Source organism: Deltaproteobacteria bacterium HGW-Deltaproteobacteria-6 (genome assembly GCA_002840435.1).
Lineage (GTDB): Bacteria > Desulfobacterota > Syntrophia > Syntrophales > Smithellaceae > UBA8904.
The window spans coordinates 254,737-276,842 of record PHAT01000001.1 but is presented as its reverse complement, the minus strand read 5'-3'; the positions used below and the strand labels follow the sequence as shown (position 1 = coordinate 276,842).

Annotated in this window: 21 protein-coding genes; 15 read left to right on the top strand and 6 right to left on the bottom strand. The window is 50.7% G+C overall.

Features of this window, described 5'->3' with window-relative positions:
* Positions 1 to 62: 62 nt before the first annotated feature.
* Complete coding sequence (locus CVU71_01285) at positions 63 to 2,000, bottom strand: hypothetical protein (protein PKN20453.1); 1,938 nt, start codon at positions 1,998 to 2,000, stop codon at positions 63 to 65.
* Positions 1,997 to 2,704, bottom strand: coding sequence for a hypothetical protein (locus tag CVU71_01280; GenBank protein PKN20452.1), 708 nt, complete (start codon positions 2,702 to 2,704; stop codon positions 1,997 to 1,999). Before CVU71_01280 ends, CVU71_01285 begins: the two co-directional genes overlap by 4 nt.
* A gap of 316 nt (positions 2,705 to 3,020) precedes the next feature.
* Between CVU71_01280 and menA the strand changes: the two genes are divergently transcribed.
* Both menA and CVU71_01270 read left to right on the top strand, forming a co-directional pair.
* Positions 3,021 to 3,911: a 1,4-dihydroxy-2-naphthoate octaprenyltransferase gene (gene menA, locus CVU71_01275; GenBank protein ID PKN20451.1), complete on the top strand. Its 891-nt coding sequence runs from the start codon at positions 3,021 to 3,023 to the stop codon at positions 3,909 to 3,911.
* Positions 3,908 to 4,501: a CPBP family intramembrane metalloprotease gene (locus CVU71_01270; GenBank protein ID PKN20450.1), complete on the top strand. Its 594-nt coding sequence runs from the start codon at positions 3,908 to 3,910 to the stop codon at positions 4,499 to 4,501. Before menA ends, CVU71_01270 begins: the two co-directional genes overlap by 4 nt.
* An 85-nt stretch (positions 4,502 to 4,586) precedes the next feature.
* Here CVU71_01270 and CVU71_01265 read toward each other — a convergent pair whose 3' ends face one another.
* Entirely contained in the window at positions 4,587 to 5,231 is a 645-nt protein-coding gene (locus tag CVU71_01265) for a hypothetical protein (GenBank protein ID PKN21029.1), read from the bottom strand.
* A 201-nt stretch (positions 5,232 to 5,432) separates the two neighbouring features.
* Between CVU71_01265 and CVU71_01260 the strand changes: the two genes are divergently transcribed.
* From CVU71_01260 to CVU71_01250, 3 genes are all read left to right on the top strand, one after another.
* Positions 5,433 to 6,203, top strand: a complete 771-nt coding sequence (locus CVU71_01260; protein ID PKN20449.1) for a DTW domain-containing protein — start codon at positions 5,433 to 5,435, stop codon at positions 6,201 to 6,203.
* 31 nt (positions 6,204 to 6,234) lie between these two features.
* Positions 6,235 to 6,816, top strand: coding sequence for a hypothetical protein (locus tag CVU71_01255; GenBank protein ID PKN20448.1), 582 nt, complete (start codon positions 6,235 to 6,237; stop codon positions 6,814 to 6,816).
* Positions 6,817 to 7,101: 285 nt separating this feature from the next.
* On the top strand, positions 7,102 to 7,404 hold the full coding sequence (locus tag CVU71_01250) for a hypothetical protein (GenBank protein ID PKN20447.1): 303 nt from the start codon (positions 7,102 to 7,104) through the stop codon (positions 7,402 to 7,404).
* 92 nt (positions 7,405 to 7,496) lie between these two features.
* On the opposite strand, the gene CVU71_01245 is transcribed toward CVU71_01250, so the two are convergent.
* A complete protein-coding gene (locus tag CVU71_01245) occupies positions 7,497 to 9,857 on the bottom strand; it encodes a hypothetical protein (GenBank protein ID PKN20446.1) in 2,361 nt (786 codons plus the stop codon).
* Positions 9,858 to 9,940: 83 nt separating this feature from the next.
* Here CVU71_01245 and CVU71_01240 point away from each other — a divergent pair, with 83 nt between their 5' ends.
* Positions 9,941 to 10,774, top strand: a complete 834-nt coding sequence (locus CVU71_01240; GenBank protein PKN20445.1) for a hypothetical protein — start codon at positions 9,941 to 9,943, stop codon at positions 10,772 to 10,774.
* 451 nt (positions 10,775 to 11,225) lie between these two features.
* Here the strand turns inward: CVU71_01240 and CVU71_01235 are convergent, their stop codons facing one another.
* On the bottom strand, positions 11,226 to 11,678 hold the full coding sequence (locus CVU71_01235) for a hypothetical protein (protein ID PKN20444.1): 453 nt from the start codon (positions 11,676 to 11,678) through the stop codon (positions 11,226 to 11,228).
* On the bottom strand, positions 11,679 to 12,197 hold the full coding sequence (locus tag CVU71_01230; GenBank protein ID PKN21028.1) for a MerR family transcriptional regulator: 519 nt from the start codon (positions 12,195 to 12,197) through the stop codon (positions 11,679 to 11,681).
* A gap of 229 nt (positions 12,198 to 12,426) precedes the next feature.
* Here CVU71_01230 and CVU71_01225 point away from each other — a divergent pair, with 229 nt between their 5' ends.
* The 9 genes from CVU71_01225 (at position 12,427) to CVU71_01185 (ending at position 21,930) form a co-directional block, all read left to right on the top strand.
* On the top strand, positions 12,427 to 13,524 hold the full coding sequence (locus CVU71_01225) for a hypothetical protein (protein ID PKN20443.1): 1,098 nt from the start codon (positions 12,427 to 12,429) through the stop codon (positions 13,522 to 13,524).
* A 228-nt stretch (positions 13,525 to 13,752) separates the two neighbouring features.
* Positions 13,753 to 14,925 (top strand): DNA polymerase IV, encoded by a 1,173-nt coding sequence (locus tag CVU71_01220; GenBank protein PKN20442.1) that lies wholly within the window; start codon positions 13,753 to 13,755, stop codon positions 14,923 to 14,925.
* Between the two features lie 213 nt (positions 14,926 to 15,138).
* Positions 15,139 to 15,579 (top strand): transcriptional repressor, encoded by a 441-nt coding sequence (locus tag CVU71_01215; protein PKN20441.1) that lies wholly within the window; start codon positions 15,139 to 15,141, stop codon positions 15,577 to 15,579.
* Positions 15,580 to 15,941: 362 nt separating this feature from the next.
* Positions 15,942 to 16,715, top strand: coding sequence for a transporter (locus CVU71_01210; protein PKN20440.1), 774 nt, complete (start codon positions 15,942 to 15,944; stop codon positions 16,713 to 16,715).
* Between the two features lie 168 nt (positions 16,716 to 16,883).
* Positions 16,884 to 18,266 carry an aldehyde dehydrogenase family protein gene (locus CVU71_01205; protein ID PKN20439.1) on the top strand — a complete coding sequence of 461 codons (1,383 nt, stop codon included), beginning with the start codon at positions 16,884 to 16,886 and terminating at the stop codon, positions 18,264 to 18,266.
* 69 nt (positions 18,267 to 18,335) lie between these two features.
* Complete coding sequence (sppA, locus tag CVU71_01200) at positions 18,336 to 19,313, top strand: signal peptide peptidase SppA (GenBank protein PKN20438.1); 978 nt, start codon at positions 18,336 to 18,338, stop codon at positions 19,311 to 19,313.
* 24 nt (positions 19,314 to 19,337) lie between these two features.
* Complete coding sequence (locus tag CVU71_01195) at positions 19,338 to 20,315, top strand: ABC transporter ATP-binding protein (protein ID PKN20437.1); 978 nt, start codon at positions 19,338 to 19,340, stop codon at positions 20,313 to 20,315.
* 4 nt (positions 20,316 to 20,319) lie between these two features.
* Positions 20,320 to 21,084, top strand: coding sequence for an ABC transporter (locus CVU71_01190; GenBank protein ID PKN20436.1), 765 nt, complete (start codon positions 20,320 to 20,322; stop codon positions 21,082 to 21,084).
* 138 nt (positions 21,085 to 21,222) lie between these two features.
* Positions 21,223 to 21,930: a hypothetical protein gene (locus tag CVU71_01185; protein ID PKN20435.1), complete on the top strand. Its 708-nt coding sequence runs from the start codon at positions 21,223 to 21,225 to the stop codon at positions 21,928 to 21,930.
* The last annotated feature ends 176 nt before the right edge of the window (positions 21,931 to 22,106 follow it).

The following is a 22,106-nucleotide window of genomic DNA, read 5'->3' as shown; positions in this document are numbered from 1 at the left end:
CCCGTCTGACGGAATCACCGCCGCACGATATCGGCTCACATCGCTTCGCGTCCTTCCGGCATCTACGGGATCGCAAGAGTTACGGTTGTCATAAGAAAGGACTCGAACATGCCCTGATGACGCTCCTTCGCCAGAGGCGGCTTGGGTGACGGCGGAACCACGATGTCGCAGGCGACGAGTTCGACCATTTCATTAGATACTGCATCTGCGGGTATATCAACCGGTGAAGGCGGCTTAGCCCCCGCTTTAAAGTCGGTCAGCTTCCGGAGCTTTCCTGTTTGATCCCGGAATAAAACTGCTATCATTCCCGCCGGGGACGCGCCTTCCCTTTCGAAGACGAATCCCAAATCCTCGATGCGGATCCGATCCGCTTCTTTTTTGACACGGACACGGCTGGTATCAAACCGGAACGGTACCCTTCGATGGTCGTATTCGAGTTTCGAGGAAATTTTCGCCTGATATTGGATTTCCGAGGCCGGGTCTATCCACCGATTGATGCCGGAACCCGCAACCCAGTTCCCGGTAATCGAAAACTTCGGATAGAACGTATAGGGGAACATGTAGGGACTGCGGTTAAACTGGTTTACCGCTCCCTTAATGTATGATGCGCCGAACCGCCCCGTGAAAAGCAGGAAATCATACTCATCCCCGAATTTTATTTCGTTGAAACGCGGCATCATCCTGACCTGGCCTAAATCTCTGGCATCATACCAGAACCCTCCGCCGCCGTGCATGGAAGCATCAACACCGCTTCCACCTGTCGCTTCACCGGGGTCGGGAGAAAAGAATGAGGCATGGGATCCGTTGGCCACGTAAACGACGGGATGCGTCGTGGGAATCCCATCCGGTGCATGTTTTCTCACATTCACCCAGGGTTCGGCCGTCCCCTTGAAATGTTTGGCGTACGCCGCGCCCAGCGGTTCGAGCCCATGAGGCCCCGGAATCAGAATGACAGCGATATTTTCCGCCTCGCCCTCGTGATAGTTGCCCGCATTCCATATCCAGTTTCGGCCCAGAAGATCGGTTTTCAACATGGACAAGTGATTGACGTAATAGGGCATCCAGTACTGAAGAACAACGGCATCATTATGCAGGACACCTTCCCAGTTAAGCGGAGTCCTGACGATCCGTCCATAAATAGCGTTGGGATAACGGTCGACGATGTCTCGCCAGGGGTGAGCGATGCTGTCAAAGGGCTGAGGAAGATCGATAAAATAGTCGTCCTTACGGCCGTTAAATTCCCGGCGGTTGGCGGAGGTCGGCAATTCCATCAACACCTGATCTTTCCAAAGATCACTTTTGATCATTGCCTGGTCCTTGCCGTCTGATCCCGGCGGACCGGAAAGGATGGCAGCGATGTTCTTGGGGGGCAAATCATAATAAACAATACCGGTGTTCGGATTGGTGGTAATATCCGTTTTCAGGATGGGGGCATACCGGTCGAGCAATGCCTGGGCTTTAAGACCGTTGGTATGCAGTCCCTTCAGAGCCGCATCATTGACCCGGTCGGCATCCAGGAGAAAATAAGTGTCCACTTCGTCGATGAGCAACGCTTTGCCGCCGGCGTCTTTCTTCATCAGAAGCAGGGAGACTTCTGCAAAACTGGGTACGGGAAATTCATAAGGCAAGGGACCAATCCGGAATGACTCCTTTCGGCCTGCGCCTACAAACCCGAGGAACGCATGCAGTCGAAGATCATCAAACGGTTCGTGAAAATCCAGAGCGATTTCATAGTCGCCGGCAGCGACCGTTCTGACTTGCACCTCCAGAAAGGCGTGCCCTTTCTTATCGAACGTCCAGTTGCTGCCCTCGATAATGCCCTGATTCACGGGAAGGAGGATGGCTTCGACAGCCTTAACCACCTTGAGATCACCGCTTCGGTTGCAGATACGGTCCTTCATATCCGTAATCAGAGCGGGACGAATCATCGAACAGCCTAAAAACCCTAAACAGGATGCGGCGATCAGCAGGGACCGGATCAAGCGGATTGCAGTCGTCACGGCTTCGCCCTCCCCTCGCTTTTTTTCGGGATCGGCAGCGACTGAAGGAAGGACACAAACTCGGGCGTGTCCAGGGCATCACCCAGCGCCCCGGCCGAAATATCCGCGGGAATCATCATTGCATGCTCTCCCTCGGAATCGAAGCGTGCGTTTTTCATCCCGCTGACTGATTCGCCATGAACCATCATCCATTGACCTAAAATGCCATACGGCTCTGAACAAATCAGCACCGGATACTTCCCGAACCCACCGGTGAGAACGAACCTGTGCCATTGAATTTCGCGCCCCCCGCTTATTTGTTCCTCAAATCCGTCATAGGCATACGTGGCAGCGCCGATAACGGTCGAACCGTCGGGTGACAGGAAAATGAAGCGCCCTGCGGCAATCCTGACTCTGCCCACATCCGAACTGAATCGCTTCAGAAATGCCCGCCTGATATCGTCGGCGGCAGGCCCGTTTGCTGCAGCCGCTGCCTTTTGAAAGATTCCCTGCCGGTCCAGAGAGCCGATTTGTGAGGAGACAGACACCCAGTCTCCTTCCCATTCGGCTGTCTTCGGCGTCGTGATGATACGGTCGGCGGATCCGGTGGAGACATCATGAGCGGACGGCGGTAATTGTGCGCCAACCGTCGTGGAAACACCGAGCATCAAAGCAATTATTACGAATCGTATCATAGTTTTGCCTCCGCTTGCGGAATCCGGCATGTCCTGGCCTGCCTTCACTGAAATTTGTAGCACATGTTAAGTCAGGATTCTATGGTATTTGAATAATTTTAATAATTATGGATAGATAATCATGCCACTCATCATGCACTCTGCAAACGGAGGAATCAGGAATTTTTCATGACTTTTCATGGCCGGCAGCGCAGAAACAGATGCCGATAAAGAACTTGACACAAAAAAAAAGATGTTATTAACACCATCGTCCGGTTGTTTTCGTTTTTCAGGAGAGGCCGACATTCTCTCCCGGAAAAAACTTTCAGCAGGCAGCATACTATTTCAACAGGAAAGATGATTCACTATGAAGTTAAAGAAATATATTATCGTTACAAGACCATGGTCATTCACCATGTCGCTGATTTCCGTTTCAGTAGGCACCCTTCTGGCAGCTGAAGTCGGATCGATATCCTGGCTGTGGTTTTTGATTACAGCGGTCGGCATTACTTTTTTTCATGCGGCAGCCAATGTTATCAATGATTATTTTGATACAAAAAATGAAATTGATACACCGGATGCCCCGACGGCAAAATACAGGCCGCAGCCCATCATTTCGGGCCTGATGACATCCAGGCAGGTTCTTGCCGAGGCTATAGTTCTTTTTGCAGTGACAGCCGTTATCGGCTTTGTGATCGCCTACATGCGGTCATGGCACGTCATCTGGATAGGCGTGGTGGGGCTCCTCACCGCTATTTTCTATACTGCGGGGCCGGTTAAATTCAAGTATCGCGCCCTGGGTGAAATCGCCGTGTTTCTGATGTGGGGCCCTTTGATGGTTTCGGGCGCTTATGCGGTTCAGGTGCAAGCCCTGTCTCTTAAGCCGCTTTTGATCTCCATTCCTTTCGGAATCCTGGTGGCGCTGGTTCTTTTTGCCAACAACATGCGGGATATCGCTTTTGATGCGAGGCAGAATGTAAAAACGCTCAGTATCGTGATGGGGCTGGAAAAAAGCTTTCTGATCTTTGCCGGTCTGATTTTAGCGGCGTATATTTATGTTTTCGGAATGATCGTTCTGGGCATGATGAGTCTGTGGGGATTAATTATCTTCCTGTCCGTCCCCAAGGCCTGGAGTCTGCTTAAAACCTTTCACCACAAAATACCGGATATGGCGGACGCATTGACCGCCCAATTTGACACGGTCTTTGGTATTCTGCTGATGCTGGCTCTTTTTCTGGACAGGATTGTGCATCTATGATGATTTGGGGTGCGGTTCTACTGGCCATCGTCTGCTGGGCTTTTACCTTTGGTCTGGCCTGGGGAAACTTCTGGGTTAAAATCGGTCTTTCCGTTATTCTGATCTGCGCCTATTCCTTTTACTGGCAAAAGCCGAAAATAAATATTTCTCTGACATCCGTATTCCTGGGCATCTTATCCGCCGTCGTTCTTTACGGCATCTTTTATCTGGGCTTTGTTCTCTCGCCTTATATCGTGCCCGGAGCAACCTCGCAGGTCGGCGGTATTTATAATATGGGCATCCATACCGACGCGCGGCTCATTTTTCTGCTGCTTTTATTGGTTACCGGTCCCGGAGAAGAAATCTTCTGGCGGGGTTTTCTGCAGGAGCGCCTGATGGGTCAATACGGAAATATAGCCGGTTTTCTTCTCACGACATTCATTTATGGCAGCATTCACATCTTTTCACTGAACTTTATGCTGACGATGGCCGCTTACGTTGCCGGGGCGTTTTGGGGCGCGCTTTATTTATGGAAACGGGACCTGACCATGGTTATTGTTTCCCACTCCCTTTGGAGCGCCGTGATTTTCGCCATCTTTCCCGTTCACTGAGTCAATCACGTCCTGTTCACCGCCGTGGTTTAATCAGGCAATTCGAGGCAGCGCCCTGCAAAATGGACGCTGCCTCGAATTTTTTTCAGAAGTTGAGCATCGTCGTCCTGGTGAGCGTCACCTGGGATGCAACACGGGGCGCCGTTATCAGATGCCATGCCGTGTATTGCTCGGCATAAGTGTTTTCCGCGGAGACACCGTCTACGGCAACCAGCACCTTGATACCCCTTAGAGCCGCCCCGCTGGCCGTATAGAGAACGGCGCCATGCGCCGCCGTGCCCGTGACAATTACCGTCGTTACACCTTTCTCTTTGATTATTTTTTCCAGATCGGTCCCGAAGAATTTATCCGGCCCCGATGTTACAACGGGCTCACCCGCCACAGGCGTCAGTTCCTTTGCAATGTCGGCGACAGACGCGCCCGGAGAAAGGCTGTAAATCACCTTCACGCCTTTTTCACGGGCCTTCGCCAGAAAGCCCGCCATAACGGGGATGGAACTGATGCAGCGGGGACGAACTTTTCCATTGCAGGTTTGCTTGTTGAAATCAAGCAACAGCAGCGCGGTGGTGGCGGGTTCGATTGTGATCGTTTTCAGTTCGGGCGCCTGCGGCGCCTTCACGGCAGCCCACTCATCAATAATTGTCTGGGAAAAAAGCGGCCCCGACATGAATAAAAGGATGACAAGGGTTCCCACCCAAACAAAGCCATTCTTCACAAATCTTGCGTACATTGTTTTCATTTTATTCTCCCCTTCACTCTTTAATTTATGGTTGCCAACTTCAGCCCACTCTTCCTGTCTCCTGACGGATATTCGACATAAAGCATTATTTTCAGGGACATCTCATGTAAATTAAGCATCATACCGGCAACGTCAACACATGTGCATTCTCAGGCTGAGCGCCCTATTATTCTTGATCTTTCCATTTGATTAATGTTATTCATAATCGGCTTGGAAAAGAACCCGGAACAGTGCCGGAAAACCACAAGCACGGCGGTCCGGGCAGAGCTGAAGCGCCGTAAAAAGTTTAGTAAATCAGGATGCCGTCCCTCATCAACCAGAAGGAAAGTCATGGCCGAGTCCGTTAAATTCCGGGATCCCAGAGTGCACCAGAAAATCGACCGCCACCGGGCATGTCCGAGATGCTACCGGGATATAGATGAGTGCCTCTGCGCAAAAGTGCCTGTTTTTGAAAACCTTATCTCTGTGATTATTCTGCAGCATCCGCAGGAACAATACAAACAGCTTAATTCGGCCTGGCTTGCCAACATCATGCTGAAGAACAGCCATGTTCGTGTCGGTCTCTCCTGGAATGGATTCAAGTCGGTGGCCGGAGAATCCGCAATGCCCTCACAATGGGGAATCCTGTTTCTTAACAACAAAGGCAAGGCCGGAGATCCGCCGGTCACCATTCAGAATCGGAAGAAACAATTCAGCGCCGATTATGGATTTCTGAAAGGGATCATCGCGCTTGACGGATCCTGGAAGCAGGCAAAGACGCTGTGGTGGCGCAATCCCTGGTTCCTGAAACTCAATCGCATCTCACTCAACCCCGCCCATGCGTCGCTCCGCGCGCAAACCCGCGAGGGGGGCCTTTCCACAATCGAAGCTATCGCTTTTGCCCTCGATAACCTGGGGGAAGACAAACTGACCGGTGAAAGCCTTCGCGAGAATTTTCGCCGGTTAATCATCGGCATTGCCTGATCAGGATATGGCACGTCATCAGGGGGTATTCATGAAAGCATTTATTGATCCGCCAAAGTCCATTCCATTTTACCTCAATATCGGCATCTGGATTTCCAGAATAGTCACCGGCCGGGATCTCTTACCGGGCAGGCTGCTGGCATGGTACCCCAAAGCTGCGCTCGGCTCCGGCATCATGGAAGCCCTTGTGGCCCACAAAGACGGGAATCTGGACAAAAGGATTCTCAAACTAGTGAGGCTTACGACATCTTTTTGTGTTGCCTGCCCTTTTTGCATCGACATGAATGCTTATGACTACGATCAATATGGCATTACGCAAAGCGAGCTGGCGGCTTTGCAGGGACAGATTGAAATCAAAGCCGTCAATACATTCTCTCCCCGCGAAATCATCGCCATGGAATATGCTGTCTTAATTTCCACAACGCCTCTGCGGTTTTCGCAGGACTTTACGGATAAACTGAAAACAAATTTTACCGAGCGGGAAATCGTTATTTTAGCCAGCACAGCCGCGCAGGTGAATTACTGGGCGAGGCTGCTGCAAGCGCTGGGTGTGCCGCCGGCCGGGTTTTCAGACCATTGTAAAATCAAATCGACGGAACCAGGGCCTGATTAGAAAAGCAGCCGCCACTTCATGATCCCGTTGAATAACTTCACGTTTAGCACGGCTGTTTTAACTTTGCCGCGGGGCTCGGATCATCCCTGAAGGCGATTTATTTTTGCGTATCCGGGTTGAAAATATCTATGTCCGCCCAATCGGCAAGCAATACAATTTCTTATGGATGTGTCTCTGATTTGACCTGATTTTGCTTCTTGCACGTTCAAGCTGCAGTCTTGATAAATATTGTCAAATCGTATATTAAAAGCGGCAATTGACAAAAGCAAATGGAGGAATATCACTATGAAGCCCAGCGAAAAAGAAGAAGAATACTATGCAAGGATGGAATACGAAAAAAAGAGAAAACTCGAAGAACAAAAAGTTCAGAATATGAAACAGGAGGAAAAGCTAAAACTAAAAGATATCCACTATATGAAGTGCCCAAAATGCGGCATGGATTTGATTGAAATCGACTACAAAAACATCAAAATCGACAAATGCTCCGCATGCGAAGGCGTCTGGCTGGATGCCGGAGAGCTTGAAACAGTCGCCGACATGGAAAAAGGCGGCCTGGACAAACTTTTCAGCGTTTTCAAGAAAGATTAATCGTTCTCCCCTGCGAAGGGCGGGCGGACAAACCACCCTTCGCAGGGAAATATTCTCATGGTTTCTATCGGAAATTTTATCTCATTATTTTCTCAGTCTGATGCTTCAACCATTGCGGCAATTTTACCTTGCGCCTCGGAACTCAAATAATCCCACAGGCCGATTTTTTTGAGCGTATCGGGTTCGGGAATCCCCTTATCCGTCCAGCCACGCTGCCGGTAGTAGACCTGGATCAATTTACGCAGTTCTTCTTTCCGGTGTTTCATGAGCGCTTCCCGTTTTTCCGAGGTTTTCATTTTCGCAATATCCGCTGCGGATTGATTTAAAACAGCGCTCAGCTGCGGGTCGTTATAATCCTTTTCCAATTCGTAGAGGCTGTCTTCCGTGGGCCCGATGGCCCGGTCGGGAATCCAGTCGTGCTCGCCTGTCGTTGCGCCAAAGGACATAATGTTCATCACGCGCTGCAAATTGATATCCCGGTCTGTCTGCTCAAATATTTTTTCCCAGGTCAGCGCCGTGCCCAGCATCCCGTTATAAAAATCCGCGTAGAGCTCCTGTGACGCCGGATTGATATAGATGTCCGCATTTTCACGCTTCATGGAATCGGGATTGAAAACATCCACCCAGGGCAGTTTGCACAGCCCCAGATTATCATTGCCCAGACGCACGCGCGGATAAGTGATCAATGCTCTGGCCTTGGCTTCAAAGGTTGGAAACGCGCCGAGCAGATCAACCTTAACGAGCCAGGCGGCGGCATGATGCGCGCCGATGTCGCTTGCGGCAGCGTAGGAAGCCTGCATGGATAACGACCGATGGGTCCGGTAAAGCGAAAACGGCAGCCCCTTGACCTGCATGGCAAATTGCGAAAGCTCTTTTCGCGGATCGGGTTTGCCGGTTGCCGCCATATATTTTTCGGCAACCCAGGCGATGAGCTCCAGCATGCCCAGACCGGCGATGCTGGTCAATGATGTCTTGCGCCTGGCCAGATCATGAATAAATTGCAACGCGGCCGGTTCATCACCCCAGGTCAACTGAAAGCCGTCCGTATCTTCGCGTGTCAGATAGCCGCGCTGGAAGCACTCCATCACAAAGGCCATAATGACGGCGGTGGTAATGGTATCGATGCCATAATTGTCGCAATGCCAGTTCGCCTCCATGATAAACTCGGGATGCCACATGCCCAGATTGGAACCGAAACCGGCGGCTGTTTCATACTCGGGTCCGTCCACCCAAACCTTGCGGCCACAATGCTCGCCTGTGGTCAACATGACCCAGCCGCCTTTTGTGCAGCGCAGATTGCAGCCGGGGAAACAGCCATCCATGCCCCGATGCTCAAAAAGGCGTTCGGCATAGGTCTTCCCGCAAATGTCTCCCGCCTGCGGATGAGAACCATACTGGTAATTATTGACCGGCAGGGATTGATATTCATTTTTATTCATGAATGAAATCAGACCGGCCGATCCCTTCAGGTGCATCTGGAGCGCCTGCGGATCGACGTCTTTGACAATCTTGTGCAGCTTCAATCCCGCTTCTTTAACTTTATTCCAATCCGCCGCGCCATAAGGATTTTCGCCGTGGGGAAATTGAGCCAGGACAACAACCGCGGTAATATTTTTATGGCTCATGACCGAACCCAGACCCGTGCGGCCGGCCTGCTTGGTGCGATAAAGGCCTTTGGAGCCGTCCCCGACCGGCTTGGTGGCGTCGTAGTAATGGCTGTTGATGCACCCGAAAGTGGTATTGGCCGCGCCGATGCCGGTAGTCAAAAAAGTAATATCCTTCTTTTCACGGCCTTCTTTGATAAAATAATCGACAATGGCTTTTTCCAGGTTGAATACCTGATCGGCAACCGGTGCGGGCCGGATGGTAATTTCCGACTTGAAGCCGTCAATGACAATCATGGCATTTTGTTCGGCAATACCGGTGATCGTGAGCGCGTCGAACCCTGCATATTTCAGATAGGCGCCGAAATGGCCGCCGAAGTTTGAAACGCCCGGAATATGGGTCAAAGGCGACAGGGATATCGCCATGCATTTACTCGTGCCCGGAAACTGTGGAATGCCGCCCAGCGGTCCCGGTGAAAAAATCAGCGGATTTTCCTGATCGTAGGCGGTTGTCCGGGCGTTGACTTGTTCGTGCAGCAAATAAAGCCCGAGCCCTCTGCCGCCGATAAAGAAATCCCGGGTCTGCAGGTCAAGCGGCCGGACCTCTATGTTGCCGGTTTTTAAATTGATTGCCAGAGTCTGATTGGCATATCCGTGATTCAATGATGTCTTCGTATACTTCATGTCCTGTTCCTTAACATAGTCTGAAAATAGTCGACGCACCTTAAAGTAATCGTCATAAAAAATCAATGTTAAATAGACATTAAGTTTTTTTATTTCAAGCTGATAATCAGGGACGTTATCCGTCATTTCCACTGTGAACTTATTGTCATATCCCGGTCCATTCATGCAAACCTTGACAAATTATACCGGTATCCACTACTGTCATTACAGTTGGACCCATTTAAGATACGGATTATGGAGCGTTCCTGATGTCCCGGAGACCCGAATGGTGGTTTGGCGTATTGCGCCTGTACTGGCCGCTCAATACGCTCGGCGCGAAAATGACACGCTGGCCTGTGGTGGGCCGCTTGCTTTCCCTCATCGTGGTTCCCCTTTTCACGAAAGATAATTTTAATATATCGTATATCCCCGTCAACGCCCGTATCGAACCGGTCGTTAGCAGCGCTCTTTGCGGGAAAATTCTTGAAGAGCTGGTCAGACGATCGGCGCACCGCGTCATCATCGGGCGGTGCAGTTGCCGCGATGCAAAAAAATGCCGGAATTATCCTGTCGAAGATTCCTGTCTGCTTCTCGGCGAAGATACGAAAGTTGTGGATTCCCGGATTGCCAGACACGTGTCCGTGGAGGAAGCCCTTGAGCATGTCCGCAATAAGACTGCCTCAGGCCTTATTCCGATGATCGGCCGGGTGAGGATGGATGACTTTTATTACGGCATCCCCAATCGCGGGCGGATGCTGACGGTTTGTTTTTGCTGCCCCTGCTGCTGCAGCGTTCTGAATACTCTGCAATATCTGCCCGAAGAAGCAAAGTCCTCTCTTGTGCGACTGAAAGGTGTTAATGTCAAAGTCGACGCCGGTCAATGTATTCAATGCCGGAGCTGCATCGATGCCTGCTTTGCCGGGGCGATCATATTATCCAATGGAAAAATCCGGCATGATGAACATCAATGCATCGGATGCGGCCGCTGTTCAATGGTATGTCCACAGCAGGCAACATCGATGATTGTTGAAAACATGGATATCACAGTCGATGAAATTCTTGGCCGCATTAAAGCGCGCGTGAATGTTGAATCCGGCGGCTGACGCATTACCCGGGAACAACCGGGCCATCAGCGGCAGCGGCCCGCTAAGCAGGAAAGATTCCTGCAATGCCGCTGCCCGATGACTTTTAAAACGCAAAAATGGCACTCTGGATTATCTTGGTGACTTTACTCATTTGATCCACGTTCATGTAAGCGCCGCGTAAACGGTGCGTCTTGCGCCGATATTCTCTTGCATGTTCTTCTGACCAGAAGAAAACACTCTCCCGTCAGAAAGCGTTGATGATGCTTTCCTCTTCCAGTTCAATAAGATTGACTTCGGGCACGAAGACGACGGGATTGCACCCTTCTTCCATTACCTTGCAGTTCAGATCCTGGTCCAGATGAAGTTCCATCAGCTTTCCGCAATGGGCGCATTGGGTCCGGACGACAACCGACAGGTGTTCTTTTCTCAGTTTCCCTTGCACGAAGGGCGTCGCAAAAGCGTCGGCCGCTCAGGCCGCGTACAGCTGTTCTCCGGTATGAAACATTACCTGATGCGGAGTTTTTTCAACCGTTACGGGGTACGCCCAGACAACAGAGCCTGCCGTATTTCTGAAGATGAATGTCATATGCGCTTCCAGATCATTCAGGATGGAAATCGTACGCTCTATGGGAATGTGCAGAGCGCTCGCAATGAATTCAGGCGATAGAGGCTTTGCGGCAAAAGGAAGTTCCCGAACGACAAAATGATGCACCAGCCGATGCTCCCCGGACATAAAGGCCAGGTGGTCTGCATATTTCTTTCTTCCTTTGGCGATCTGCTTTTCCCATAAAAACGGAGGAACATTGATCATAACCTTCCACAATCCCATCATGAGCTTGTTTTTCATAATATTGACTCCTTTCCTGTCATCGTGATGATAGTAAAAAAATACGTTTTCTTCCTGCATGATGCGGTGATTCAATCAGTTTTTAGACCATTTACGGATCACATCAATCTCTTTAGCGGGGATTCCCAATCCTTCCAAAAACTCCTGATGCAAAAGCGGAGACATCTTTTCAAATTCCTGATGCCATTTATTCATCGCCGCTTCATCAAGGCCGCAAGCCCGCAAAAGCGCAATCCAGCCTTTCTTATCCAGAACAGGAATACGCCTCCGGAGTGAACGGTCTCCCAGCAGGCGGATAATCGTGTGCTGCTGTTCGCGCAAACGGCTGATCTCTTTGGCCAGGACAAGCAACCGCTGCTCCAGGATGCCGCGGGCGCCGCTCTTCGGCGCCCTGAGAATCTCGCCTGCCGACGCAAGAGAAAGCCCCAGCTGACGATACATGCAAATCATCTCCAGCTTCAAGGCGTCTTCCTTCGTGTACCGCCGGTAATTGGTGCGGCTTCTGGCGGATGGCTTCAACAGCCCGATGGAATCATAGTAAAGGAGTGTGCTCCGGGACAGGCCGAAACTTTTGGCCAGTTGCCCGATGGTCATGGAATCGGCAACGGTCCCTGCCAATGTATTTTTTTTTGTTTTGAATATCGTCATAACGGCCTCTTGAACGCCACTGTAAACTATGAAGCTATAGTCGGGTCAAGCATTTTATATCATGCAAAATAATTGAGACGGCTTAATCGGCCGCTCACTGATTATTTTTGCGGCCGGAATATTCTTGACATACGGGGCCGCCTTATACTAGTACTCCCCCTCGCCAAAAGAAGTATTGATCAGCATTTATGGCTGTCATTCAAATATCATGCAAAAGGAGTTGTTATCGATGAAGGAATATCGCGTAATTATCTGGGGGCTGGGCAGTGTCGGACGCTACGCTGTGAAAATGATCCAGCAGAAAAACTCATTAAAGCTGGTCGGCGCCATTGATGTGGATCCCGCAAAGGTCGGCCGCGATGCCGGAGAGGTGTTCGGTTTTCCTGAAACCGGGGTCATTGTTTCGGACGATATTGATGCTGTTCTCAGCAGGGATGCCGATGTGGTTTTATTCTATCTGCCCGACATGCGCGACGAAGGCGATAATCGTCCCACCGGCTTTACGCGCGGCGCTGAAATGATCTGCCGTGCGCTCAACGCCGGAAAGAATGTGCTGACGACGCTGGCCCTGTACCATCTCCACAAAACCGCGCCGAAACTCTATGAAATGATTAACACCTGTGCTCTGGAAAACGGCGTCACCTTTGTGCAGCAGGGGATTTTTCCGGGGCTTTATAATCCCTATCTTCCTGTTGTGCTTGCTTCAATGGCCGGCCGGGTGGATCGCGTCATCATCACCGGCGGCGAGGATGATTCTTACAATTTCTCTCCCTGGGTAAAGATGTTCGGCTACGGAAAGGATCCGGGGGAATTCGACCGCCAGGCGCTCAAGGATATGATTACCTCATACTATGGTCCAACAGCCATGGTGATTGCCGACAAAGTCGGACTGGAATATGATGAATATGTGGAGGATCATGAGATGTTTACCGCCGCAATCGAGCTCAATCCGCGCTCGATAGGCAAAGTTGCGCCGGGAACGATTTCAGCGCACCATTTTACCATGCGTTGCATGAAAGACGGCAGGGAGATTACAGGCTTCCACTTTACGCATAAGGTATGCCATAAGCTGCAGCCTGAACCGCCCATTGAAGATAAAATTATCATTGAAGGCGAGCCGAACATGGCCATGACCCTCAAGGGGATGCTGAGCCCCGTTGAACCTTTCGCAACCAGCGCGGCCCCCAGTGTCAATCTCATCCCTCAGTGTGTGGAGGCACGGCCCGGCTTTGTAAATGCCCTGGATCTTCCGGCTTCAATACCGGTATTGTAGAGCAAAATCAACGCAAACCCTTTAACCGGTCCGTAATGACAAAAGCGTTTCGGTCCCCCCGCGGGGGCCCGAAACGCTTCTCTTGCGCAACTGATCTCCCGCTACTTCCTTCTTCTCAAAATACGGCGAAAATGTTACCTTCCGCCAACTTAATAATTCAGGTTTCAAAACCGCCCGGTCAATAGCAAAGTGAGGTGTCCCACGCAAAAGGTGATATTTCTGGTTGACATGAATGCCTTTTTTATCAGCTGCGAGATGACCAGGAATGCTTCTCTTGCCTGCGTCCCGGCTGCTGTTGCCGGTGATCCGAAGAAGCGATCAGGCATCATCCTTGCCGCAAACTATGAGGCAAGGGCATGCGGCGTCAAAACGACCATGGTTCTTCATGAAGCCTTAAAACTTTGCCCCAAACTGATCCTGGTTGCGCCGGATCATCATTTCTATCAGCAGAAATCAGAAGAGGTCATGGATTTGCTTGCCAACTATACGCCGGTTCTCGAACAAAACAGCATTGATGAGGCCTGGCTGGATATGACAGGGAGTGAAGGGCTGTTCGGCAGCCCACTTTCTGCCGCAAAACACATCATGGGAGAAATCAAAAACCGGCTCGGACTCTGGTGCTCCATCGGAATTGCCGAAAACAAATTCCTGGCCAAAATGGCGGCTGAAATGAAAAAGCCTCTGGGCATCACCGAACTGTGGCCATCCGATATTCCGGCAAAACTCTGGCCGCTTCCGGTGCGGGAAATGTACGGCGTCGGCGCTAAAACCGCTGAAAAGCTCGCCGGCATGAGGATCAAAACAATCGGTGATCTGGCCAATATTGATATAAAACGACTTGTCAAAACGTTCGGGAAATGGGGCGATGAAATGCATCTGCATGCCCGCGGGATCGACCACGCTCCGGTACTTGCCCGCACGACGGATGACATGAAGTCCATCGGACGCTCCACCACACTGCCGGAAGATGTATCCGACATTGAAAAAGCCAAGCTGGTTTTAATGGAACTGGCCGATGACATCGGCATGACGGCCAGAAGGCATGACAAAAAAGGCCGCACGGTACATATCACCCTGAAGTATGCTGATTTTAAAGTCATCACCAGACAGGCAACCATTCCGGAAACGTTTACCACCCGGGATATTTATCAGGCCGGCTGCCATCTGCTTGAACAAAACTGGAGCAGCTCGCGTCCGGTACGGTTGATCGGGATAAGCCTCTCGGGATTTCATGATGAGGGCTCCCCGGATCAGCTGTCGCTTTTTGAAAAGCCCGAAGAGACGGCCATCGACGAAAAAAACAAACGGATTGACAGCGCCATGGATAAAATCAGAAACCGGCATGGCTCTGAAAAGATAACCTTTGCCGCATTGATTAAAAAAGATAAAGACGGCAAGTAATTTTGGAGCTGATATTCTGAAGGGAAGGCGCCGTCAATATGAAGTTGAAAGGACGCATACCGCCTTCCGCCAGCAACCGAATTCAGAAGTCCGGAATTGCCGCGTCTTCGCCCTTCTTACCAGATCAAAAAAATATTCTTGACAGATAACCCGGGGGTCCTGTAAAGAGCCGTTGATTGATAATGATTATCATTTGCAACATGAAAGGACGCCATGAAAAGTGAGAAAGAAATTTTTGACAATTATCTGATCATGAAGAATCTGCGGGAGACGCCGCAGCGCGGGATGATTCTGGATACTTTTCTGAAGCATGAAGAACACATTACCGCCGAACAGCTCTACGATATCGTCAAAAAGCGCGATCCTTCCTTTGGACAGGCCACGGTTTACCGGGTCCTGCGTCTGATTGTTGAAGCGGGGCTGGCCCGTGAGGTAGATTTCGGCGACGGCGTGATGCGCTATGAGCATTGCTACAATCATCCGCATCACGATCACCTCGTCTGCCGGGGCTGCGGCAAAACAGTCGAAGTGATAGATTCGGTCATTGAAGAGTTGCAGAAGCGGGTAGCGGAAAGCGAAGGCTTTGAGCTGACGGATCATGAAATGTACCTTTACGGAAATTGCGGTAATTGCCGGAAGAAGCAGCGGGAATAAAAAACCTGTTTGAATCATGAGCAATATTATTACTCCGGCAATAATTTATCACCATGTTCGGTGTTCCCGCGAATAACCTGAAGATCACGCGTGCGGGAATCCCGTGCTTTTAACGGTTTTCCGGATTCCGGATACCCTTGTTGCATTTCGTTGCCGAAGTAATAAAATTATCCTCTCTCTCCATCTTGGAAAGAGGGAAAGTAAGCGATTGCCTCCGCCCTCCTCCCCGGAAAGAGATCCAGGGACAATTGGCGCCTTAGTGGTTTTTGCCGTTCCCCGTTGGGGAAAGAAGATTCATTGAAGCTCAACTTACTGTTGTATGGATTAACCGCTGAGCTGAAGAACGAGAAAAGGAGAAAAAAATGAAGTGTGTGGTATTATCGGTCATGGGATTTTTCATGATGACAGGTATTGCGATGGCGGGGCATCCGCTGGTCACGGACGATGCCGGAACTCAGGGTACGGGCAAAGGCCAGGTGGAGTTCGGATTATCTTTCTTCCATGATAAAGATAAAATTGATGAGTTAACAACATTGAAAGCTGAAGGCGGCAGTGCGGCTATCGGTGTTACGATGGGATTGACCGATTCGCTGGATGTCGTCCTGAATGTTCCCTATTTATGGTTTAGCGTTGACGGAAATGATGCGCGGCTCGACCATGCCAGCGGACTTTCCGATATTAATCTCGATGTAAAATGGCGTTTCCTGGATAAAGACGGCTGGGCGCTGGCTGTCAAGTCCGGCATCGGTCTGCCGTCGGGTGACGAAGATAAAGGCCTCGGCTCCGGACATACCCATTACCGCATGTTCTTCATCGCGTCTAAATCATTTGAACCGATGGCCCTGCACCTCAACCTTGGTTACGTCCGCCATGAAAATAACACCGACGAACGAAAGGATATCTGGCATGCGTCACTGGCCGCCGAAGTTGCAGTGATCAAAGACCTCAAACTGCTGGGTAACGTGGGCATAGAACGCAATCTGGCGTCCGGCAGTGAAAATCATCCGGCATTTATTCTGGGCGGTATCTCCTATGACATTGGAAAACGCATTACGGTGGACGCCGGCATCAAATACGGTCTCACCTCTCCTGAAACAGAATGGACATATCTGGCTGGTTTGACGTTAAGATTTTAAAACACAAGCGGCGCTTTCAAAATTTTGTTCAAAAGTTCCTGCCGCCTGTTGCACCCTCCGGTTTTCTTCTCCCAGCACTATGCTTGACACAGCGTGGTGTCACACTTATAGTAATCATACGCCATGCGAACCTGACTGATTCAGGTTTCGGTAAGCCGGAGGACATTGATGAATAGTTCCGAGTTTAATGAATTATTTCAAGCGCAAAAAGAATTTTTTCAATCGGGCAAAACACGTGATATTCAGTTTCGCATCGAAACCCTGAAAAAGCTCAAAGACATTATTCAGGAACACGAGAAGGAAATTCTTGCCGCCGTTTATGCCGATCTGCATAAAGAAGAAACGGATGCTTACGCCACGGAAATATCCGGCGTCTATAACGAGATCAGGGTCGCCATCAGCAATGTCCGCGACTGGGCGGCACGCGAAAAAGCGGCAACACCCCTGTTCATGATGCCTTCCAAGAGCTACATTTATAAGGAACCCTACGGCGTGACGCTGATCATTGCGCCATGGAATTATCCTTTTCAGCTTCTGATGATGCCGCTTGTCGGCGCGATTGCCGCCGGCAACACGGCCATTTTGAAACCTTCGGAGATTTCAGCCCATACGGCCGCGATTCTGGAAAAAATCATTAACGCCGCATTCCCCGGAGAATATATTCATGTCGTTTGCGGAGCCGCACCGGAAACGCAGGCACTGCTTTCGCTGCCGGTCAATTATATCTTCTTTACCGGCAGCACCTCCGTGGGAAAAGCAGTGATGACGGCGGCAGCGAAAAACCTCACGCCGCTCACGCTGGAGCTGGGCGGCAAGAGCCCGGCCATCATCCATGAAAGTGCAAATCTCAAAACAGCCGCCCGACGGATCAGCTGGGGCAAATTTCTCAACGCCGGGCAAACCTGCATCGCGCCCGATTACGTTCTGGTTCATGAATCGATCAAAGACGCTTTTATTGATGAACTCATTAAAGTGATTTCTAAATTTTACGGTGAAGATGCTTCAACGCATCCCCGCTATTGCCGGATCATCAATGACCGGCATTTTCAGCGCCTGACCGCGTTAATCGACAATACGAAGATTATTTACGGCGGAAGAACCAACGCCGCCGACCGTTATATCGAGCCCACCCTGCTCTACCCCGCGGACTGGAATGACCCGGTCATGCTGGATGAAATTTTCGGCCCGGTTCTGCCGGTCATCCCTTATACCGATCTTGATGAAACGATCCGCCGGATCAATGCGCGGCCCGCGCCACTGGCATTGTACATGTTTGTCAATGACAAGGTCATCCGCAGAAAAATCATTGGGGAAACGCATTTCGGCGGCGGCGCGGTCAACAACACCATTATGCACATTGTATCGCATTTCCTCCCCTTTGGCGGCGTCGGACAAAGCGGGATGGGACAATACCACGGCAAATACAGTTTCGATACTTTTTCCCATACCAAAAGTATTCTGCGCAGCTATGATCATACCGATATCGTAGATATTGCCGCACCCCATAAAGGGAAGCTTATGAAATTCATTCTGAAACTGATAAAGTATTGATCTTCATCAATATAAAGCAAACATCATTATCCGTAAACATCATTACCGTCAAAGAAAGGCATCTCACACATGAAAGAATTATTTATCATAACGGCATTATGCTCTTTACTGATGCTTGGCGCCTGTTCCGCGCCCCGGCTCAATATTTTTGACGCAACGCCCAACCCGCTTCAGGAATTTACTCTGGAAGGAAAAGGCAAGGATAAAATTCTGGTCATTCCCGTTAACGGCATGATATCGGATACGCCAAAACCGGGCTTATTCAGCACAACGCTCAGCCTGGTGGAACAGGTGGTTGTTCAACTCAACAAAGCTCAAAATGATCCTTCCGTCAAAGCCGTTTTATTGAAAATCGATTCCTCAGGCGGCGCCATTACGGCCAGTGACCTTTTGTACCATGAAATCTCAGCCTATAAGGCAAAGACCGGCAATAAAGTCACCGTGATCATGATGGATATCGTCGCATCCGGCGCATATTATATTTCGCTGCCCGCGGATTTAATCATGGCGCACCCCACCACCCTGACCGGTTCCGTAGGTGTAATTTTTTTGCGTCCCAAAGCATACGGGCTGATGGATAAAATCGGCTTGAGCGTTGAAATCAACAAATTCGGCAAAAACAAAGACATGGGTTCGCCGTTCCGCGAATCAAACGACGAAGAAAAAATGCTGACGCAGAGGACCGTCGATACCTTCGGCAACCGGTTCATCAATCTGGTGCAAAAACACCGCAGGCTTGATGAGTCTTCGCTGAAAGAAGTTTCCACGGCTCGCGTCTTTGTCGCCGACGAAGCATTGAAACTGAAACTGATCGACAAAATCGGTTACATCCGCGACGCCATCAAAGAAACAAAAACCATCGCGGGGCTTGCCGACGAAACGCGTGTCGTGGTATACCGGCGCAACGATGCACCCGAAGACAATTATTACCGGGTGGCAGCCCCGGAGGCCAGAAATATTTCACTGATCAATGTTGCTCTGCCGGAAATCTTTAACGCCAGAGCGGGCTTTTATTACCTCTGGCCGGGCGCAATAAATTTTGAATAATTGGAATTTCCGGATATTACAAGTATGGCTATTATTGAAACCCGGTCTCTGACGAAAACATTCGGCAAAATCCAGGCGGTGCGCGGCATCGATCTGGCCATTGAAAAAGGCGAAATCTTCGGACTGCTGGGCCCCAATGGCGCGGGCAAAACCACAACCATCGGAATGCTCTGCACCATTGTTCGCCCCACATCCGGAACCGGCATCATCGCGGGCTTTGATATCGCCAAACACCCGACGCAGGTGCGTCGGAAAGTCGGCATAGTTTTTCAGGACCCGACGCTGGACACGATTCTCACCGGCCGCGAAAACCTGCAGCTGCATGCCCGTCTCTATGGAATTCCGTCGCGCGTGCGCAACCTCTGGATCGAAGAAATGCTTACGCTGGTCGATCTCCGGGAACGCGCCGATGATCTGACCAAAACCTATTCCGGCGGCATGAAACGCCGGCTGGAACTGGCCCGCGGCCTTCTGCACCGCCCCGCCGTATTGTTTCTGGATGAACCCACGCTGGGGCTTGATCCGCAAACGCGGGCCCGCACCTGGGAATACATCCGTGCCATGGCCAAAAGGGAACAGACCACCGTTGTGCTCACCACGCATTACATGGAAGAAGCCCAGCATATCTGCAACCGCATCGGCGTGATTGACGCAGGAAGGATCATCGCCCTGGATACTCCTGAAAAAATGATCGACCAGATGGGCGGGGACATCGTCGCCATCCAGGCGCCCAGGCCGCCGCTGGACATCATCCGTTCACTTCCTTATGTATCCGCGGTGAAAACCGCAGGCGATACGACGGAAATCACCATCAAGTCGGCCCCGCTGCATCTGGCGGAACTCCTGCCTCTGATTCCCGATATCGTCAGCGTGGAAATGAGAAAGCCCACCCTCAATGACGTCTTCATCAAACTCACCGGCCGAGACATCCGCGAGGATGCCGCTGAAAACGGCGACAGCTGGGTGGAAACCATCGCCCGGTATCGTCAGAGGGGAAAGTGAAGCCATGACCTCCAATATTATTCAAAAAGAGCTTCTGGGTATTTCCGCCGTCTGGTGGCGGGAGTTCAAAGTTTTCTGGCGCGAAAAAAGCAGAATCGTCTCCAGTTTTGTGCAGCCGATGATGTGGCTGTTTCTGTTCGGCAGCGGCATCGGCGCCAGCCTTTCCGTAGGCGACGTCAACTATCGCGACTACATTTATCCGGGCATTCTGACCATGTCGGTCATCTTCGGTTCCGTATTTTTCGGCCTCTATATCATCTGGGACCGCAAACTCGATGTCTTGAAGGCTGTTCTGGTCGCACCGGTGACGCGCATCAGCATTTTTTTCGGGAAAGTCCTCGGCGGCTGCACCGACGTCCTCTTGCAGGTTATGATCCTTTTTGCCTTCTCGTTTCTTTTCCCGGCGGTCAATCCCTGGGGCATTCCCCTGGCCTTGCTGATTTTGCTCATCACCTCGATTGCTCTGGTATCACTGGGTCTGGCGCTGGGCTCCCTGCTGGAGAGCCTGGAAGGATTTCAGGTGATTTCCTCCTTTCTGATTTTCCCGCTCTTCTTTTTATCCGGCGCGCTGTTTCCGGTGGATGACCGGCTGCCGTCCTGGCTGCAGGTCCTGGTGAAAATCAATCCCCTCAGTTACACCGTGGACGGTGTCCGCGGCGCGCTCCTGGGCATGCACACCTATCCGTTCTATGTTGACCTGGGAATCATCACGTTCTTTGCCGCAGCCATGCTGGTTTTGGGGAGCATTTTGTTCAGCCGGATGAAATGATATTAAGATTCCTCATCCCGACTTATCGGGATTCGGAAGGACAATGTTACAATTATGACGCAGCCTCAACGCGGGAATTACCGATTGGCGGAGTCTTCAAAAAACCATCAATAATCGTAATGAGTCTAAAGGAATTTTATGAAAAACATTGCTTTGAAGTTCATGATCGTTTTGCTTGTTCTCTTTTCTTCCTCGCCGGCGTGGACCTGGCATGACCAGACCCATCTGACCATCGCCAAAGTCGCGGGGCTCAAATCCTGGTACAACGCGGCGGGGCCGGACCTGGCCAGAATCAAAGCCGGCAACATCGAATCTTATAATCACTGGTTCAATAATAACGCCGAGGCGGAAGTAACATCCCGGATGGTGCTGGATCAGATCGAGCGATACAATAAAAATAATATATTTCTGGATACGGAAGGTCACATCTACGGCGCGATTATCGCATCGCTCGCCGCCTACGAAAAAGACCAGAGCGCCGGTAAATACGCCCAGTATCATCTGGCCTACTGCGCTCATTACATCGGCGACCTTTCCCAACCGCTGCATAACATTCCTTATGACATGTTCAATCAATCTTTTCACAGCGCGAGCGACGGTATTGTGGAAAACACGATCAAGAATGAACCGCAGAAGATTTCACAACACATGTATGCCGTTATCCTGCGCCCGGATAAATTCGAAGAAGATCTGGCGGGAGAAATCGCCCGCATCGCCAACATCACGCGACGTCTGGGCTATAAACTGCGCGCTGAAAACCGCAACATCACCAGAGAAGAAGCCTATGTGCAACTGGGCCACAGCGCTTCGCTTTTAAAAGCGGTATTGCAGCATTACAAGCACTAGTACCTACTTGCATAAGTCCGCCTTCTGTCATTTCGACCGGAGGCGACAGCCCGGCGCATGCCGGGGAGAAATCTTTTCAAATATTTTAAAGATTTCTCAGTCACTTCGCTTCTTCGAAATGACATCTTTTTTATGCCTGGCATAATTGTCTTAAAAACGGGCACCAAATACCAACA

Coding starts and splice junctions, on each gene's coding strand:
- CVU71_01260 (PKN20449.1), top strand. CDS start 5,433: ATGTTATTCATAATCGGCTTGGAAAAGAACCCGGAACAGTGCCGGAAA.
- CVU71_01270 (PKN20450.1), top strand. CDS start 3,908: ATGATGATTTGGGGTGCGGTTCTACTGGCCATCGTCTGCTGGGCTTTT.
- CVU71_01230 (PKN21028.1), bottom strand. CDS start 12,197: ATGACCATCGGGCAACTGGCCAAAAGTTTCGGCCTGTCCCGGAGCACA.
- CVU71_01220 (PKN20442.1), top strand. CDS start 13,753: ATGAATGCCTTTTTTATCAGCTGCGAGATGACCAGGAATGCTTCTCTT.
- CVU71_01280 (PKN20452.1), bottom strand. CDS start 2,704: ATGCCGGATTCCGCAAGCGGAGGCAAAACTATGATACGATTCGTAATA.
- CVU71_01245 (PKN20446.1), bottom strand. CDS start 9,857: ATGAATGGACCGGGATATGACAATAAGTTCACAGTGGAAATGACGGAT.
- CVU71_01210 (PKN20440.1), top strand. CDS start 15,942: ATGAAGTGTGTGGTATTATCGGTCATGGGATTTTTCATGATGACAGGT.
- CVU71_01255 (PKN20448.1), top strand. CDS start 6,235: ATGAAAGCATTTATTGATCCGCCAAAGTCCATTCCATTTTACCTCAAT.
- CVU71_01265 (PKN21029.1), bottom strand. CDS start 5,231: ATGTACGCAAGATTTGTGAAGAATGGCTTTGTTTGGGTGGGAACCCTT.
- CVU71_01240 (PKN20445.1), top strand. CDS start 9,941: ATGTCCCGGAGACCCGAATGGTGGTTTGGCGTATTGCGCCTGTACTGG.
- CVU71_01185 (PKN20435.1), top strand. CDS start 21,223: ATGAAAAACATTGCTTTGAAGTTCATGATCGTTTTGCTTGTTCTCTTT.
- CVU71_01195 (PKN20437.1), top strand. CDS start 19,338: ATGGCTATTATTGAAACCCGGTCTCTGACGAAAACATTCGGCAAAATC.
- CVU71_01190 (PKN20436.1), top strand. CDS start 20,320: ATGACCTCCAATATTATTCAAAAAGAGCTTCTGGGTATTTCCGCCGTC.
- CVU71_01250 (PKN20447.1), top strand. CDS start 7,102: ATGAAGCCCAGCGAAAAAGAAGAAGAATACTATGCAAGGATGGAATAC.
- menA (PKN20451.1), top strand. CDS start 3,021: ATGAAGTTAAAGAAATATATTATCGTTACAAGACCATGGTCATTCACC.
- CVU71_01215 (PKN20441.1), top strand. CDS start 15,139: ATGAAAAGTGAGAAAGAAATTTTTGACAATTATCTGATCATGAAGAAT.
- CVU71_01205 (PKN20439.1), top strand. CDS start 16,884: ATGAATAGTTCCGAGTTTAATGAATTATTTCAAGCGCAAAAAGAATTT.
- sppA (PKN20438.1), top strand. CDS start 18,336: ATGAAAGAATTATTTATCATAACGGCATTATGCTCTTTACTGATGCTT.